The sequence below is a fragment of the Amycolatopsis sp. NPDC049253 genome, from assembly GCF_040678995.1.
Lineage (GTDB): Bacteria > Actinomycetota > Actinomycetes > Mycobacteriales > Pseudonocardiaceae > Amycolatopsis.
Map to the genome: position 1 here is coordinate 616,470 of NZ_JBFAQX010000003.1, position 15,981 is coordinate 632,450.

Below are 15,981 nucleotides of genomic sequence, written 5' to 3' on the forward strand. Positions count from 1 at the left end.
CGCGCACCATGGGCACGGGGGAATGTGCTGGGCACTCCGATGTTCCGGTGTCACCCACGGTCTGGACCGGGGGGCTTGGTGGCGGCGTCAGAGGCGCCAGGGGGTGGGGGTGGGTGGCTGGTAGGAGCAGCTCGAGCCGGTGGTGATGGTGGCGTGGAGGTGGTCGGCCAGGGTGGGGTGGAGGTCGGCCAGTTTGCGGATGGCGTCGCGGATGCGGGCGGTGACGGCCTTGCGGGCGCGTTCGGATTCGTCGCCCAGGCGGCGGGTGCGGCCGGCGAGGCCGGAGGCGGTGCGGAGTTCCGTGAGGAGCGCGGCGCGTTCGGTGTCGAGGGTGGCGGCGCGGGTGTCGTCGCCGAGGGTGGTGGCGTGGTCGATGGCGGCGTCGAGGTCGGTGAGGCGGCGGCGGTAGGCGGCTTTGGCCGTGTCGTCGAGGACGGGGGTGCCGGTGAACGTGGGGGCGACGTCGGCCTCGGGGGCGAGGAGGCGGACGGCGGGGACGTCGGTGCCGGGGCGGCCGAGGAGGAAGTGGAGGTCGCGCAGGCCTTTGGCGTCGGGGACGCGGATCTCGTGGCCGGCGTAGCGCAGGCACCAGACGGCGTCGGTGCGGCGGAACTCGTTGAGGGGTAACGGTTCCGTCCGCGCCGAGCGCACGCGGTCGGGGATGTGGTGCATGCCCAGGGCCGTGGCTTCGGCGGTGACGGTGTCGAACAGTTCTTCCGCACGCGCGGTGTCGCCGAGGTTTTGCAGGGCGGTGGCGAGGTGGCTGCGGGCTTCGATCGACCACGGGCGTGCGCGGAGGCGGTCGGCGGAGCGGGCGGCGGACGTGAAGAGGTCGACGGCGAGGTCGTGGTCGCCCAGGGTCGCGGCCAACAGGCCGGTCCAGAGGTCGACGGGGCCGCTGAGATCGCAGCCGTACAAGGAAACCAGCCATTCGCCGGAGTACGGTGCCAGCTCGGCCAGGAGGCGTTCGGCGGCCGGGCGGTCGGCCAGCACGGCTGCGGCCTGGGCCTGGCAGCGCAGCCACAGCGGGGTGAACTCGCGGGAGTACGGTGCTTCCGCGGTGGCCTCGGCGAGCAGTTCGCGCGTGGCGGCCGCGTCGCCGGCGTGGGCGGCGGCGAGGGCGCGCAGGAGGCCCGGGTGGGAGTGCCCGGCGTCGCTCATGCGGGCGGGCAGGTCGGCCAGCTCGGCGAAGCGGCCTTGCAGCAGCAGGGAGCTCCAGCGCAGCTGGTCGCCCATGTAGCCGAACTCGCGTTCACTCAGGCCGAGGTGCGCGTCCAACGCCTGCTGCAGGGCGGCGTCCGAGTCGGGGAAGCGGCCGTGCAGCGCGCAGATGATGCTGCGGTCGATTTTCGCGGCCAGCTCGGCGCCGCGCAGGCCGCTGTTTTCCGTCAGGGCCTGGAACGAGCGGAACTGGTCGAGGTAGCGCGGATCGCCCTGTTCGAGGAGTGCGACCCATTTCAGCGACGACGCGAAGTACTCGTTTTCGCGGTCGCCGGTCCGGCGCGCGACGGCCGCGAGCTCGTCCGTCAGCCGCTCGCGCTCGGCGCCGCTGCCGGGGCCCCAGATGGCGTCGTGGCGAGCCCACAGGGAGAACGCGAGCGCGTGGTCGTCCTCGTCGTCGCGGGCGAGCATGGCGGCGCGGGCCGTGAGTTCGAGCGTGACGCGGTCGAGCGACAGCGGTTCGGCCGGCGTACCCGCGCACAGGCGGCGGTGGGCTTCGAGCAGGAGGCCGGACACGAGCTCGTGGCGCGCGCCGCCCGGGTCGGCGCGGGCGAGGGTGAGGCCGGCGCGCGCGAGCAGCTCGGCGTCGTCGAGTTCGCGGACGGCCGCGACGGCACCGTCGAAGTGCGCCCAGGCCTCGTCCTTGTCGTCGACGCGCCACAGCAGCGTGCCGAGCTCCAGCTCCACGACCGCGCGCGTCCGGATCGTCGGCGCCCGCTCCAGCGCGCGCCGCAGGTGGCCGATGGACTCCTCGATGGCCAGCCGCGCACTCGCGTCCCGGGCGGCCGCCAGGAGCAGCTCGACGGTGCGGGCCGGCTCGACGAGGGCGCCCGCCAGGTAGGCGTGCCGGGCGCGTTCGGCGGGGCCGACCAGGTCGGAGTCGGCGACGGCCGCGTGCCGGCGGGCCGCGCCTTCGGCACCGAGACCGGCGTAGCGCGATTCGCGGACCAGGTCGTGGGCGAACGCGAAGCGGCCTTCGCCCAGCGCGACCACGAGCCGCGTCGCGACGGCCTGGCCGAGCAGGTGGTCGACCTGCGGCACGGGCGCGGCGGCGACGTTCGCCAGCAAGTGCAGCGGGAACTCGCGGCCGAGCACGGCGGCGTCGCTCAGCAGGTCGGCGACCTGGGCCGGCAGCAGCGAAAGCCGCCGCTGCAACGCGTCGGCCACGCCCGGCGCGACGGCCGAGACGGGGCTGCCGCTGCGCCAGAGCCGCGCGGTCTGCTCGACGAAAAACGGGTTGCCGCCGGTGCGCCGGTGCACGTCGGCGGCCAGCTCGGCCCCGGGGTCCGTGCCCGCGGTGCGGCCCATCAGCTCGGCCACCTGCGCGGGGTCGAGGCCCGTGAGCGTGACCGTGGTGGCCTTCGCGACGAGCGGCAGCACGAGCTGGTGCAACGGGTGGCCGGGCGCGTCGACCTCGACGTCGCGGTACGTGCCGATCAGCAGCAGCCGCTCGAACCACGTGTGGCGCGCCGCGAAGTCGAGCAGCCGCAGCGACGCGGGGTCGGCCCAGTGCAGGTCGTCGAGCACCACGACCACGGGCCGGTCGTGCGAGAGCGTGATGAGCGCGCTCGTGACGGCGTCGTGCAGCCGGAACGCGTCGCCGGGCTCGGGCGATTCGCCGAGCAGCGCCGACAGCGTCGCGGAATCCGCGGCGGCCCACTCGTGCGGCTCCGCGGCCCGGCGCAGCGCGCGTACGACCTGCACCCACGGCCAGTAGCCGGGCGCGCTGCCCGACTCCCAGCACGTGCCGGCCAGCACGAGCGCACCGCGTTCGCGGGCCTCGTCGGCCAGCCCCGTGACGAGCGTGGTCTTGCCGATGCCGGCCTCGCCCGTCACCAGCACCAGGCCGCCGTGGCTCGCGGTCGCGCGCGCCAGCTCCGCGCGCAACACCGAGGCGGGGTGCTCCCGTCCGATGAGCGCCGCAGTCATGTCCGTTTCCTCCGGGTTCGTCAGCCGAGCCTCTCACGGCTCCCCGTCGTTCGTCGCGCCCATTCCGGACAGGCTTCCGCGCCGGCACGTTCCTCCGGGCCGGAGAGCTCCCCGGCTCGGCCGACCTCATTCTGGACGACGGCACCGACAATCCGGTCGCGCCCGCGTCGGCCGGACGGCCGAGCCCGCTCCGGGCGACCGGCGCTGCCGAACGGGCGCCCGACCCGGCCCGGCTCTGACGATTTCGTCGTGAACCCGCTGCGCGACAGGCGAAAGCGGACCGGCCCGCCCGCCGTCGGATCCCGCGCGAGCTTCCCCCTCTCCAACGTTCGGGCGAGGGGAATACCCATGCTGGCGGTGTCGTCCGCGGGGCGCGGGTGGCAGGTTACAAGGCAGCTCCAACTCGCGAAACGGACAAATCGTCCCAAGCTGAGCAACTGGGGGAGCAGTCGTGCCGACGAACACGACCACCGCCACCGACGAGGTCGCCGTGCTCCGGGTGGAAACGCGGACGCCGCGGCAGGCCAGGCGTGGGCAAGTCTCGTGCGACACGACGCACCGGTGGTGCAACCACCGCGTGGCCGACCCCGTTCGCGAGCTCGGCGACACCGACCCGGCGCCCACCTACGTCACGGAAGGCGGTTCCTGATGGCGCTCGGCATCGACATCTACCGCAGGTTCCAGACCGTCACCAGCTGGCCCGCTGTGAAGCGGGCCGGCGTCACGTTCGTCTACGTCAAGCTCTCCGACGGCGGCGGCACCCCCGCGGGCGGCCGCGGCGACAACGAGGTGAACGGCGCGAGGTCCGTCGGGATCCCGGTCGGCGGCTACCACTTCGTGCAGGCCAATCCCGGTGCCGCGGCGCAGGCCGACGTCCTCCTCGGCGAGGTGATCCGGCTCGGCGCCACCGGTTGCGTCCCGATGCTGGACTTGGAGGACAACCCGCCCGGGTCGGGGGTGCCGAACATCCCGGACAGCCAGAAAGCCGCGTTCGGCAGGGCGTTCTGCCTGCGGATCGATGCTCGCGGGTTCCGGCCCGGCGTGTACATGAACAACTCGCTCGCGACGCTGCTGCGCCCGGATCGCTGGGGCATCCCCGGTCTCGTGATCTGGATCGCCCGCTACGGCGCGCGGCCCGCCGCCACCGCCGGCCGCTACGACATCCACCAGTACAGCTCGTCCGGGACGATCCCGGGCATCTCGGCCGCCGGCGTCGATCTCGACGAGAGCTACACGACGGCGCACTTCGGCGCACTCAAGACCCCGGGAGAAGAGGAGGACGCAGACATGAGCAGTGACCGCGGAGAGGCGACCGAGCCCGGTCAGTGGGGCAAGCTCCACATTCCGGTGAACGGCGGCCGGTACCTGCGGCTGGCGTCGAGCTACGACCAGCCGATCATCCTCGACGGCATCTCGCTCGTGGGCGACACCCCCGGCCTCACGGGCCAGGACGTGGTCACCGTGCAAGCCGGCGGGAAGGTCGACGCGGACCGGCCGGGGCCGTGGGATCTCGCCGGGGCCAGCGGGGCTTACGCGAACAAGTCACACGTGGTCGTCCGCTACCAGTGCGCCGGTGCGGTGAAGGGCTGGGTGAACAACCGCGCCTGACTTCCTTTCGTGCGGGGGCCGGTTGGCCCGGTCCCCGCACGTTCACCCGGAAGGGCCGGCGCGGCCGGAACACGCGTGAAGGCCCCGGCGAGCCGACGATGCCGGGGCCTTGCGCTGTCCGATGGAGACCTCGGTGTCCACTGTGGATGAGCCGGTGCCGCCGTGCTCCCGCTGGTCACGGCCGGGTCACGGCGCATGTCGTGATCCCGAACCGCAGGTGACAGCTGTCTCCGCCCGGATCACCCGAACGGCGGGTGGGGTAGTGTCGCTGCCATGGGGAGTCTCCGTTCGCGTATCCTCGCCTGGGCCGGTCGCCGCTACATCGCCCGGCAGCAGAAAAAGGGTTTCGACCTCGAGAAGATGGCATTTCTGCCCGACTCCGCGCTGGAACCGCTGCGGCGCGTGGGGCTCGACCCTGTGCCGTCGCTGGCGCAGCGCCGGGAAGAGGCGCCCATCAGCAAGCTCGACCTGCCGTTCGGCATGAACGCGTGGCTCGTGACCGGCTACGAGGAGTCCAAGGCCGTTCTCGGCAAGGTCTCGGAGTTCAGCAACGACTTCACGAACCTCGTCGGCAACGCGGGCGTGACCGAGGACCAGAACCCGGGCGGGCTGGGCTTCGCCGACCCGCCGGTGCACTCGCGGCTGCGCAAGCTGCTGACGCCCGAGTTCACCATGCGCCGGCTCAACCGCCTCACGCCTCGGATCGACGAGATCGTGAACGAGCAGCTCGACGCGATGGCCGCCGCCGAGGGGCCCGTGGACCTGTGGGAGGCGTTCGCGCTCCCGATCCCGTCGCTCACGATCTGCGAGCTGCTCGGGGTGTCCTATGAGGACCGCGCCGACTTCCAGCGCCTGAGCACCGCGCGCTTCGACCTGTTCGGTGGCGCGGGCGCGTCGCTGGGCGCGATCTCGGAGTCGCTGACCTACCTGCTCGACATCGTCAAGAAGCAGCGCGAAGAACCGGGCGACGGCCTGCTCGGCATGCTGATCAAGGAACACGGCGACGAGATCGACGACCTCGAGCTCGCGGGCCTCGCCGACGGCGTGCTCACCGGCGGCCTCGAAACCACCGCGAGCATGCTCGCCCTCGGCGCCCTGGTGCTGCTTCGCGACCCGGCCGCGTTCGACGCGGTCCGCGGCGACGACGACTCCGTGCACCGCTTCGTGGAGGAGCTGCTGCGCTACCTTACCGTGGTGCAGATGGCGTTCCCGCGCTTCGCCAAGGAAGACATCGACATCGCGGGCGTCCACATCGGCGAGGGCGACATCGTGCTGGTCTCCCTGTCCGTCGCCAACCGCGACGCCAAGCTGGGCACCGACATGGAACGCTTCGACCCGAAGCGCGACCCGTCCTCGCACCTGGCCTTCGGTTACGGCATCCACCGCTGCATCGGCGCGGAGCTCGCGCGCATGGAGCTGCGCACGGCCTACCCGGCCCTGGTGAAGCGGTTCCCGGACCTGCGGCTGGCCGTCGAACCGGACGAACTGGCGTTCCGCAAGGTCTCGATCGTCTACGGCCTCGACTCACTGCCGGTACTGGTCCGCTGACGCCAGGCTCGCACCGGATCGCCGCCGCTCCTCAACGCACCCCTCTCGGCCGGAACTGGATGCTGATCCGCGGCCCAACCCCCTTGCCCGTCTTCGGGATCGCGTGTTCCCACGTGCGCTGGCAGGAGCCGCCCATGACGATGAGGTCGCCGTGGCCCAGGGGGTAGCGGTGGGACTCCCCGCCGCCGCGGGGGCGGAGGGCGAGGTGGCGAGCGGTGCCCACCGAGAGGATCGCGACCATCGTGTCTTCGGAGCTGCCGCGGCCGATGGTGTCGCCGTGCCAGGCGACGCTGTCGCGGCCGTCGCGGTAATAACACAGGCCGGAGGTGCGGAAGGGCTCGCCGAGTTCGGCCGCGTAGTGTGCGGACAGCGCGTCACGCGCCGAGGTGAGCAGCGGGTGCGGCAGCGTCTCGCCCTCGCGGTAGAAGCAGAGCAGCCGGGGCACGGCGACGACGCGGTCGTACATCTGCCGCTGCTCGGCGTGCCACGGGACGTCGGCGACCAGGCGGGTGAAAATCTCGTCGGACCCCGACAGCCAGCCCGGCAGCACGTCGACCCACGCGCCGCGGCCCAGGTCCGTGCGCCGGATTCCGTTGAGGGACCCCAAAGCGGCGCCTTCGAGGCCGGACCCGAAGAGCGATCCCTGAAGTGCGTGACTCATGCCCCCACCGTACACGAGGGTCGAACACCTGTTCGGGTGTCTGAATTTGAGACCGGCGGCGCCGCGGACCCGTCGTAGCGTCGTGGGTCGGTCCCGACGCGGAGGTGGCGATGAAGGCACTGGTGTACCACGGACCCGGAAACAAGGCGTGGGAAGACGTTCCCGACGCGACGATCCAAGAGGTGACCGACGTCGTGGTGAAGGTGGACACCACCACGATCTGCGGCACCGACCTCCACATCCTCCACGGCGACGTCGCCGCGGTCACCGACGGCCGCATCCTCGGCCACGAAGCCGTCGGCACGGTCACGGCGGTCGGCGACGCCGTGGGGAGCTTCAAAGTCGGCGACCGGGTGCTCGTGCCGGCCGTCACGCGCTGCGGCCGCTGCGACTACTGCCAGCGGGGCATGCCCTCGCACTGCCGCACGGTCGGCGGCGTCGGCTGGATCTTCGGGCACCTCATCGACGGCACCCAGGCCGAGTACGTCCGCGTGCCCTTCGCGGACACCTCGCTCTACCACGTGCCCGCCGAGGTCACCGACGAGCAGGCCATCTTCCTCGCCGACTCCCTGCCCACCGGCTACGAGGTCGGCGTGCTCGCGGGCGAGGTGCGCCCGGGCGACACGGTCGCCGTCGTCGGCTCCGGCGCGGTCGGGCTCGCGGCGATCCTGACCACGGGTCTGTGGGGCGCGTCCAAGGTGATCGCCATCGACGCCAACAAGTTCCGCCTCGAGAAGGCCCTCGAGTTCGGCGCGACGGACACGGTCGCCGCCGGGCCCGACACCGTCGCGGAGGTCCTCGCGCACACCGACGGGCTCGGCGTCGACGTCGCCATCGAAGCCGTCGGCTACCCCGAGACCCTGCAGACGGCCGCCGCGCTCGTGCGGCCCGGCGGGCACGTCGCGAACATCGGCGTGCACGGCGTGGGCGTGGAACTTCCCATGCAGGATCTGTGGATCCGCAACATCACGCTCACCATGGGACTCGTCGACACCGTGTCCATCCCGACACTGCTGAAGATGGTCGCGAGCGGCCGCATCCCCGCGGAGAAGATGGGCACGCACACGTTCACCTTCGATCAGCTCGACCAGGCCTACGACGTGTTCGGCAACGCCGCCGACCACCAGGCACTGAAGGTGATCATCCAGCCGGCGTAGGCGGGTCGGCCGGCTTCGGGTGCGCGGTGACCACCAGCCGGTGCGTCCGCGCACCCGGAGCCGATTCGTCGTGGTACCGCGAGACGAGCGCGGCCACGAGTGTGGTCAGCTCGTCGGTGAACGCCGCCCGCTCGTGCGCCGAGCGGAACGCGATTTCCGTGTCCAGCGCCAGGGTCGGCAGCGGTTTGCCGGCGCGCGCCGCACGGCGCACGAGGCCGGCGACCTCGCGCACGGTCCGGCCGGCGACGGCCAGCAGATAGGCCGACGAGAGCCGGTCGGGCTCCATCGCCGAGGTGCCGGCGTCGCCGAGCGCGGCGGGGGAGACCTGGTACGACGCGGCCGTGGCGGCGAAGAGGCGCTCGGTCAGCCCGCCCCACTGACGCTCGCCCGCGGGCTCGACGAGACCGTGGGACTCCAGCGCCCGCAGGTGGTAGTTCACCTTCTGGCGCGTGAGCCCGACGCGCGAGGCGAGCGAGGCCGCCGACGCGGGTTCGGCCAGGGCCGCGAGCAGCCGTGCGCGGACCGGGTCCAGCGCGGCCGCCGCGGCGGCCGGGTCCTCGATCACCTCGACGTCCCGCATGGGCCGAGCCAAGCATTGACAAACAAACCTGTCAAGAGTCGCGATTCCGGCTCTTTTCTGTTTTCGTCCGTGCTCGTACAGTGATCACCCAGGTTCGACGCAGTGGTCTGAACCTGTCCCACCACCGCCGCCCTGAGTTGTACGGAGGTTGGCAAAGTGCGAGGAAGACTACGCCTCGGCGGGGTGGTCGCGGGGGTCGTGTGCGGGCTCGCGGTGGTGGCTCCGGTGGCGAGTGCACAGGTCGGCACCGGTCCGTGGAAGTCGTGGTCGCCGGGGTTCTCCGAGCAGGAGCGCGGGTGCGGGCAGATCAACGGGCTCAGGTTCCAGCTCACCTGCTCCACGGGCAGCGGTGACCAGCGCGCCGAGCGTCGGTACGACACCTACACCGGCGGCACGCACCAGTTCGAGGGTTCGTTCAAGGTCATCAGCATGAGCGGTACGCGCATCAGCGTGAAGCAGACGTTCCGCGACGGGTCGAACGCCGGCCCGTACTTCCTGCTTGCGGTGGAAAAGGGCGGCCGGATGTACGCGGTGGAGGGCGGTCAGACGCTTGCCGGCGGTGCCGCCGTGGGCACGTCCGTGCGGGTAGACACCGTCAACCAGGTGGGCAGCACGCACAAGGTGTACCTCAACGGTTCGCTCAAGCAGACCATCGACAGCCCGAGCGGTAGTTACTACGACAAGTTCGGTTCGTATCGCACCAGCAGTGGTGCGGGACCGATCACGGTGCAGTGGAGCGGTGTGAAGTTCTGGACGAAGTGAGTTCGGCGCGGCGTTCCCGGCCTCAGCGGGCCGGGGGTGTCGCCCACTCGCCCGGTGAGTCCCACGCCGTCAGGCGCAGGGAGCTCGTGAACCGGCGGTGCTCGCCGCTCACGGGATCGTCGAACTCCAGCACCTTGGCCAGCAGCTGCAACGGTTTCGTGAAGTCGTCGAGCGGTTTTTCCCGCAGCACGGGGTAGAAGTCGTCGCCGAGAATCGGGATGCCGAGGCCGGACAGGTGCACGCGCAGCTGGTGCGTGCGGCCGGTGGCGGGCAGCAGCCGGTAACGGCCGAGCCCGTCGCGGTGTTCGATCAGTTCCACGCGGGTCTCGGCGTTCACCGGGCCCTCGATCTCCTGCGCCGCAAGCACTCCGCGTTCCTTGACGATGTGGCTGCGGACCGTGCGCGGCAGCTCCAGTGAGGGATCGTAGGGCGCGATCGCTTCGTATTCTTTCGTCACGCGTCGGTCGCGGAACATCGTTTGGTACTTTCCGCGCACTTCCGGTGTGATCACGAACATCACGAGCCCTGCGGTCACGCGGTCGAGCCGGTGCGCGGGAGACAACGCCGGGAGGTCGAGATCGCGCCGCAGCCGCACCAGCGCGGTTTCGAGGATGTGCTTGCCGCGCGGGATCGTGGCGAGGAAGTGGGGTTTGTCGACCACCAGCAGGTGCTCGTCGCGGTGCACGACGGTGAGGTCGAACGGCACCGGCACCTCGTCGGGCAGGTCGCGGTGGAACCAGATGAACGAGCCGGGCACGAACGCCGCGTCGACCCCGAGCGGCCCGTCGAGACCGAAGATGCGCTCCTCGCGCAGCATCTGCTCGATCCGCGCCGGGTCCAGCCGCGGCAGCCGCTCCACGAGGTGCTCCAGCAACGTGCCCCACGGGCCCTCGTCGGGCATCCTCAGCCGCGCCGGGTCCAGCCCGTGGCGCGGCGGCAGCGGGCCGCGAAGCTTGCGTCTCATCGGACGCCGACTCTAGTCGTCGCCGGCGGCACCGCTGCCGGGAGCGGTCACTCGCCCGTGTTCTGGCGGTAGATCGCGATGTAGCGGGCCTTCGCCTCGGCGTCGGCGGCTTCGGCGGCCTCACGGCGGATGCGCTTGCCCGTGCCGGGAGGGAAGCCGTTGCGCGAGAGGCGGTGCTCGATGCTTTCCTCCATGTACACCGACGAGTAGAAGTACGCGACCAGCGCCGCCATGAGCACGATCGCGAGCCGCAGCGCCAGCGGTCCCGGCAGCAGCAGCCACACGAGGCACAGCGGAATGAGGCCCACGGAACTGCGCAGCACGTGCCGCGCCTTCCAGTGCTTCGACGTCGTGTCGTGCAGGATCCAGTCCCGGTAGCGCTCGGGCAGGCGCCCGCCTACCGCGTACCAGAACCAGCGGAACACTCCCGGACGGTCCATCACGCCTCCTTGTCGGCTAACGTCAGAGTACACTAATAATTAGTGCGCTAATCGATGACGTAGCCGAGGCCACACCCGAAGCCGTTAGGGTGGCCCGGACCAGGAGGAGGACCCGTGGCAGAGATCGACTTGGGCGACGACCCGCTGAAGCTCGACCGCCAGGTGTGCTTCGCGCTGTCGGTCGCCTCGCGCAGCGTCATCGCGATCTACCGGCCCCTGCTGGAGCCGTACGGGCTGACGCACCCGCAGTACCTCGTGATGCTCGCGCTCTGGGAGAAAGCCCCGAGGTCGGTAAAGGACCTCGGGGCCGCGCTGCGCCACGAACCCGCGACGCTGTCTCCGTTGCTGAAGCGGCTCGAAGCGATGGGTTACGTCACCCGCGGCCGCAAGGCGTCCGACGAGCGGCAGCTCACCGTCGAGCTGACCGAGAAGGGCCGCGCCCTGCGGGCCGAGGCCGAGAAGATCCCGTACCGCGTGGTCGAGACGCTCGGCATGGAGGTCGCCGAGCTGGAGGCCCTCCACGCCGCCTTGGGCCGCGTGATCGAGGCGACCGCCTGAGCGCTCAGTGCGGTGCCACGAGCACCGCGTCGATGGCGATCTCCAGGTAGCGCCCCACGATCGCGCGCGGCGCGCCCATGCCGAGCGGTGCCCGGTCGAGCGTCGCGCGGGCCTGGAGGCGCACCGAGCCGGCGCCGGTGCCGGCGGGCCGTTCGACGGTGAGCGTGAGCGGGCACGTGGTGCCGCGCAGGCTCAGGAACCCTTGCGCCGCCCAGCCTTCCGGGCAGGAGGTGATGTCGCCGGACGCGAACGTCATCGTCGGTTCGGTGCCGCAGTCGAGCCACTGGGACTTCTGCAGGTCGCGGTCGCGACGGCGGTTGCCGGTGTCGATCGCGGACAGGTCGAGCTCCGCGCGCAGGGCGGTCGGCGTGCCGGCGGTGTTCACGTGCACCGTCGCGGCCCGGACGGGGATCGAGCCGTGCACGAGGTGGAAACCGAGCTTGCGCACGGTGAACGTGGCCGACGTCCGTCCGGTGTGGACGGTCCAGGTGCCGGGACGCAGACGGGTGGTGGTGGGGGTGCTCATCGGGTACCTCCGGTGGTGACGGATGCGGGCAGGGTGTGGTGGACAACGCGGTGCAGGTCGATCCGCTCGGGACCGGTGAGCGGCGCCGGGTCCTCGCCCGGCAGTAGCTCGGTGCTCAGCACCGCCTTCTGGACGGCTTCGATCGCGGCGACGGACTCGGCGAACCCGAGCACGAGCCCCGCGCCGTCTTCGGCGCGCAGCACGAACACCGGGCCGATGCCCGGCACCTGCCGGGCGGCGGGCCAGATGCGCTCGCGGCCCGCGAAGTCCTCGGCGCGGACCTGCGCCTCGTCGCGGGGGCCGGTGAACCGGCTGGCCTGGGCGTAGTTCGGTGCGCCCGGCGCGAACTCGGCGGAGACGACCTCGTAGACGTCGGTGTCGAGCCACGTGGTGCCGGGGCCGGTGTGGGCGGCGGCTTCTTCGGCCGACGCGGCGTCGGGCCAGAACGCGACGGCCGCGCCGAGCACGCCGGCGACCTGGCCGAGCACGCACCCGCCGAGGGGCGCCGGGCCGGGGTGCAGCTCCGCGGCGAGGGCCGGGCCCCAGTCGCCGCTCTCGGTGGCGGTGTTCCGCCGGAACTGGTGGACGGTGGCGTACATGCTGCTCCTTCGGCCTGGGGTGGGAAGTTCGACGAGGTCCACCTTCGGCCGCGCGGACGTTCCGGACATCAGTGCCAGTACGCAGACGGACCACTGAAACCGGGCGCATACTGGCCTGCGTGACAGGCTCCGTGCCGTTCGTCGGCCGGGCCGGGGTGCTCGCCGACCTGCGCGGCCGGTTCGCGACCGGCGCGGCGGGCACGGGCGCCCTGGTGCTGCTCGGCGGGCCCGCCGGCATCGGCAAGACCACGCTCGCCGAGGCCGCCACCGAGGGCCTCGCCACCGTGTGGGGCCGCTGCGTGGACGACCCCGGCGCGCCGCCGCTGTGGCCGTGGCGCCGCGTGCTGTCGGCCCTGCCCACGGCCGGCGCCGAGGTCGCCCGCGCCGTCGCCGACCTGGACGGACGCGCCGGTACGGACCTGGTGGCGGCGCGGTTCCGGCTCGTCGCCACGGCGGCCGACGCCCTCGTCGCCGCGGCCGAGCCCGGCGGCCTGGTGGTGGTGCTGGAGGACCTGCACTGGGCCGACGAAGCGTCGTTGCGGCTGCTGCGCCACCTCGCCGGCGAACTGCGCCGCTCACGGCTGGTGGTGCTCGCGACCTACCGCGACACCGGGCCCGCGCTCGACGAGACGCTGCCCGAACTGCTCGGCGGCCCGGCCACGCACGCCGTGACCGTCGCCCCGCTGGCCGAGCCCGACGTGCGTAGGTACCTCACCGAGGTGGCCGGCGCGGCCGTCGGCGACGCCGAGGTGCGCGACGCGCTGCGCCGCTCCGGCGGCAACCCCCTGTACCTGCGGGCGGTCGCGCGGTCGGCCGGGTCCGGCGGCGGGCGCGCGGAGCTGCGCCACCTCGTGCGGACGTCGGTGGCCGGGCTCGCGCCGGAGGTGCGCGAGCTGGTCGAGGTGGCGGCGGTGCTGGGGGAGGAGGTGGACTGCGGCGTGGTCGCCGACGTCGCGGGCCGGCCCGTCGCCGAGGTCGTGCCGCTGCTGGACGACGTCGTGCGCGCGGGCGTGCTCGTGCCCGTCGCGGCCGGGCGGCGCCGGTTCGCGCACGCCGTCGTGCGCGACGGCGTCTACGAGGACCTCGACCAGGGCGTGCGCGAGGCGCTGCACGCCCAGGCGGCGCTGGCGCTGACCCCGCGAGCCGAAGCCGATCCCGCTCACGCCGGGGTCGTCGCGGTGCACTGGCTGCGGTCGGCCGCCGACCCGGTGGCACTCGGCCGCGCCGCCGACTGGGCCGTGGTCGCCGCGCGCGAGGCGACGCGGGCGCTGGCTTTCGCCGAGGCGGCAAGGTTTCTGACCTTCGCCGTCGACGCGCGACGGCGAGCGGGCCGGGCCGGCGGGCTCGCCGAGCTGCTCATCGACCTCGCCACGGCCGAGTACCGCTCCGGCCGCTTCGGCCCGGCCCTCGACCACGCCGAACAGGCGGCCGAGCGCGCGGAAACTCCGGAGACGCTCGCCGCCGCGGCCCTGGTCGTGCGGGACCTGTCCGCGCCGGAACTGTTGCCCCGGCTGGGAAAACTCGCCGACACGGCGCTCGGCGCGCAACTGCCCGACGACCTGCGCGCCCGGCTGCTCGCGCAGGCCGCGTCGGTCGCCGCCGACGTCGGGCGCACCGGGGAGGCGCGCCGGCTGGCCGACGAAGCGCTCGCGCTCGCCGAACACGGCGCCGACGACGAAGCCCTGCTCGACGCCGTGCGAGCGCGGTTCAAGATCCTCCCGATCGAGCTGCCGCTGGAGGACCGGCTGCGCCTCGGTTCCCTGGCCGTGCGATTCGGGGACCGGCAGCCGCTTTCCGCGCTGTGGGGCCACAAGTGGCGCATCGACGCGGCGTTCGAGACCGGGGCGATGGCCGTGGTCGACCACGAGATCACGGCCGTCACAGCGCTCGCGGCGACGACCCGGCTGCCCCTGGTGCGCTGGCACGACCTGCGGCTGCGCACGTCGCTGCTCGCGTTCCGCGGCGCGTTCGCCGAGGCGCGTGAGCTGAACCGGCGGGCCAGGGAGCTGGCTGTGGCCGAGCTGGCGGACGACCGCTCGGCGCTCGGCATGTCGTCCGCGTTCAGCCTGCAGCTCGCGCTCGTGACCGGCGACGTCTCCGAGATCGACGAGCATTACGACGACGTGCTCGCCACCGTGCCGACCCTGCCCATCGCCGTGGTGTCCCGGCCGCTCGTGCACGTCGTTCTCGGGGAGGACGAGGCGGCGCTCGCGGGGTACGAGGCCGTGCGCCACCTCGCGCGGCAGGACGGCTTCGACCTGCGGTCCAGCGGCGTCGCGCCGAACCTCGTGGTGCTGGTGGAGGCCTTCGGCGACGTCGAGACGGCGCGCTTCCTCGAGCCCGTGCTGCGCGCCGACGAGCGCGTGGTGTCGGGCGGCGCGGGCGTGTACTGCAGCGACTGCGGCACGAGCTGGCCGGCCCGCCTCGCCGCGGTGCTCGGCCGGCTCGAGGAGGCCGCGCGGCTGTTCGAGGCCACGATCGCCACGAACGTGCGGGTCGGCGCGCGCCCGTTCGTCGCGCAGAACCGCCTGCGGCTGGCCACGGTGCTCGCGACCCTCGGCGACACCGCCAAGGCCCGCTCCCTGGCCCGCCAGGCCCGCGACGAAGCGCGCCGGCTGGTGATGCCGGGCACCGTGGACGAAGCCGCGAAGCTACTGGGCCGCCTGAGCACGACCGGACCGCTGACCCCGCGCGAACGCGAGATCGCCGGCCTCGTCGCCGACGGCCTGCCGAACCGCGCGATCGCCGAGCGGCTCGTGGTCTCCGAACGCACGGTCGAGAGCCACGTCCGCAGCATCCTGGCCAAGCTCGACCTGGCCAACCGCACCGAAATCGCCGCCTGGACCCACCGCGGCGGTCGATAACCAACCGCCCGACCACTTCGGCGACCTCTTGCTGCGGCGGTGAGCGCGCGGAGCCGCGAGCAGGGACGGGCGGGCAGGCGGCGAGCGAGAGGGGCTGCCCTGGGCGGCCGACTCTGCCCACCCACTACAGGCCCACTTGCTGCAGGCCCGCTCGCGGCAGGCTCACTTGCTGCAGGCCCGCTCGCGGCAGGCTCACTTGCTGCAGGCCCGCTCGCGGCAGGCTCACTTGCTGCAGGCCCGCTCACTGCAGGCTCACTTGCTGCAGGCCCGCTCGCGGCAGGCTGACTCACCGCAGGCCTGCTTACTGCAGGCCCGCTCACCGCAGGCCCGCTCACTGCAGGCCCACTTACTGCAGGCCCGCTCGCGGCAGGCTCACTCACCGCAGGCCCACTCACCTCCTGCCTGCCCACCGCCAACTGCACATTCCCACCACCTCACCCCGCCGAGGCGACCCGCCGGCGAGATCGCGCCGGCTTCGGGATCGGGCGGTGCGATCGGCCCCCGGCCCAAACCCCCGCCCCCACCCCAAGACCGCGACCAAGCGATAACACCCCCCCCCGCGGA

General features: G+C 72.7%; 14 protein-coding genes. 7 read left to right on the top strand and 7 right to left on the bottom strand.

Going from position 1 to position 15,981, the window contains the following annotated elements; genetic code table 11:
* Positions 1-87 precede the first annotated feature (87 nt).
* Positions 88-3,150, bottom strand: a complete 3,063-nt coding sequence (locus AB0K15_RS10435; RefSeq protein WP_364047917.1) for an AAA family ATPase — start codon at positions 3,148-3,150, stop codon at positions 88-90.
* 451 nt (positions 3,151-3,601) lie between these two features.
* On the opposite strand from AB0K15_RS10435, the gene AB0K15_RS10440 reads away from it, so the two are divergent.
* The 3 genes from AB0K15_RS10440 to AB0K15_RS10450 all read left to right on the top strand — a co-directional run bounded on the left by AB0K15_RS10440 (position 3,602) and on the right by AB0K15_RS10450 (position 6,306).
* Positions 3,602-3,799, top strand: coding sequence for a hypothetical protein (locus AB0K15_RS10440; RefSeq protein WP_364047919.1), 198 nt, complete (start codon positions 3,602-3,604; stop codon positions 3,797-3,799).
* The gene (locus AB0K15_RS10445; protein WP_364047921.1) at positions 3,799-4,758 is read left to right on the top strand and encodes a GH25 family lysozyme; all 960 of its coding nucleotides are present in this window, start codon (positions 3,799-3,801) and stop codon (positions 4,756-4,758) included. The genes AB0K15_RS10440 and AB0K15_RS10445 overlap by 1 nt, the downstream gene beginning before the upstream one ends.
* 273 nt (positions 4,759-5,031) lie before the next feature.
* Positions 5,032-6,306, top strand: coding sequence for a cytochrome P450 (locus AB0K15_RS10450; RefSeq protein ID WP_364047923.1), 1,275 nt, complete (start codon positions 5,032-5,034; stop codon positions 6,304-6,306).
* Positions 6,307-6,337: 31 nt separating this feature from the next.
* Here the strand turns inward: AB0K15_RS10450 and AB0K15_RS10455 are convergent, their stop codons facing one another.
* Positions 6,338-6,967, bottom strand: a complete 630-nt coding sequence (locus tag AB0K15_RS10455; protein ID WP_364047925.1) for an alpha-ketoglutarate-dependent dioxygenase AlkB — start codon at positions 6,965-6,967, stop codon at positions 6,338-6,340.
* Positions 6,968-7,077: 110 nt separating this feature from the next.
* Between AB0K15_RS10455 and AB0K15_RS10460 the strand changes: the two genes are divergently transcribed.
* Positions 7,078-8,124, top strand: a complete 1,047-nt coding sequence (locus AB0K15_RS10460) for an alcohol dehydrogenase catalytic domain-containing protein (protein WP_220238872.1) — start codon at positions 7,078-7,080, stop codon at positions 8,122-8,124.
* On the opposite strand, the gene AB0K15_RS10465 is transcribed toward AB0K15_RS10460, so the two are convergent.
* A complete protein-coding gene (locus AB0K15_RS10465; protein ID WP_364047927.1) occupies positions 8,108-8,704 on the bottom strand; it encodes a helix-turn-helix domain-containing protein in 597 nt (198 codons plus the stop codon). The genes AB0K15_RS10460 and AB0K15_RS10465 overlap by 17 nt on opposite strands.
* Before the next feature lie 156 nt (positions 8,705-8,860).
* Between AB0K15_RS10465 and AB0K15_RS10470 the strand changes: the two genes are divergently transcribed.
* Complete coding sequence (locus tag AB0K15_RS10470; protein WP_364047929.1) at positions 8,861-9,466, top strand: hypothetical protein; 606 nt, start codon at positions 8,861-8,863, stop codon at positions 9,464-9,466.
* A 22-nt stretch (positions 9,467-9,488) separates the two neighbouring features.
* Here AB0K15_RS10470 and AB0K15_RS10475 read toward each other — a convergent pair whose 3' ends face one another.
* Complete coding sequence (locus tag AB0K15_RS10475; RefSeq protein WP_364047931.1) at positions 9,489-10,430, bottom strand: RluA family pseudouridine synthase; 942 nt, start codon at positions 10,428-10,430, stop codon at positions 9,489-9,491.
* Between the two features lie 47 nt (positions 10,431-10,477).
* On the bottom strand, positions 10,478-10,870 hold the full coding sequence (locus AB0K15_RS10480) for a DUF5313 domain-containing protein (RefSeq protein ID WP_360596256.1): 393 nt from the start codon (positions 10,868-10,870) through the stop codon (positions 10,478-10,480).
* Between the two features lie 114 nt (positions 10,871-10,984).
* On the opposite strand from AB0K15_RS10480, the gene AB0K15_RS10485 reads away from it, so the two are divergent.
* Positions 10,985-11,428, top strand: coding sequence for a MarR family transcriptional regulator (locus tag AB0K15_RS10485; protein WP_364047933.1), 444 nt, complete (start codon positions 10,985-10,987; stop codon positions 11,426-11,428).
* A gap of 4 nt (positions 11,429-11,432) precedes the next feature.
* Here the strand turns inward: AB0K15_RS10485 and AB0K15_RS10490 are convergent, their stop codons facing one another.
* Entirely contained in the window at positions 11,433-11,954 is a 522-nt protein-coding gene (locus AB0K15_RS10490; protein ID WP_364047935.1) for a YceI family protein, read from the bottom strand.
* Positions 11,951-12,553, bottom strand: coding sequence for a hypothetical protein (locus AB0K15_RS10495; protein WP_364047937.1), 603 nt, complete (start codon positions 12,551-12,553; stop codon positions 11,951-11,953). Before AB0K15_RS10495 ends, AB0K15_RS10490 begins: the two co-directional genes overlap by 4 nt.
* Positions 12,554-12,672: 119 nt before the next feature.
* On the opposite strand from AB0K15_RS10495, the gene AB0K15_RS10500 reads away from it, so the two are divergent.
* The gene (locus AB0K15_RS10500) at positions 12,673-15,417 is read left to right on the top strand and encodes an AAA family ATPase (protein ID WP_364047939.1); all 2,745 of its coding nucleotides are present in this window, start codon (positions 12,673-12,675) and stop codon (positions 15,415-15,417) included.
* Positions 15,418-15,981: the final 564 nt, after the last annotated feature.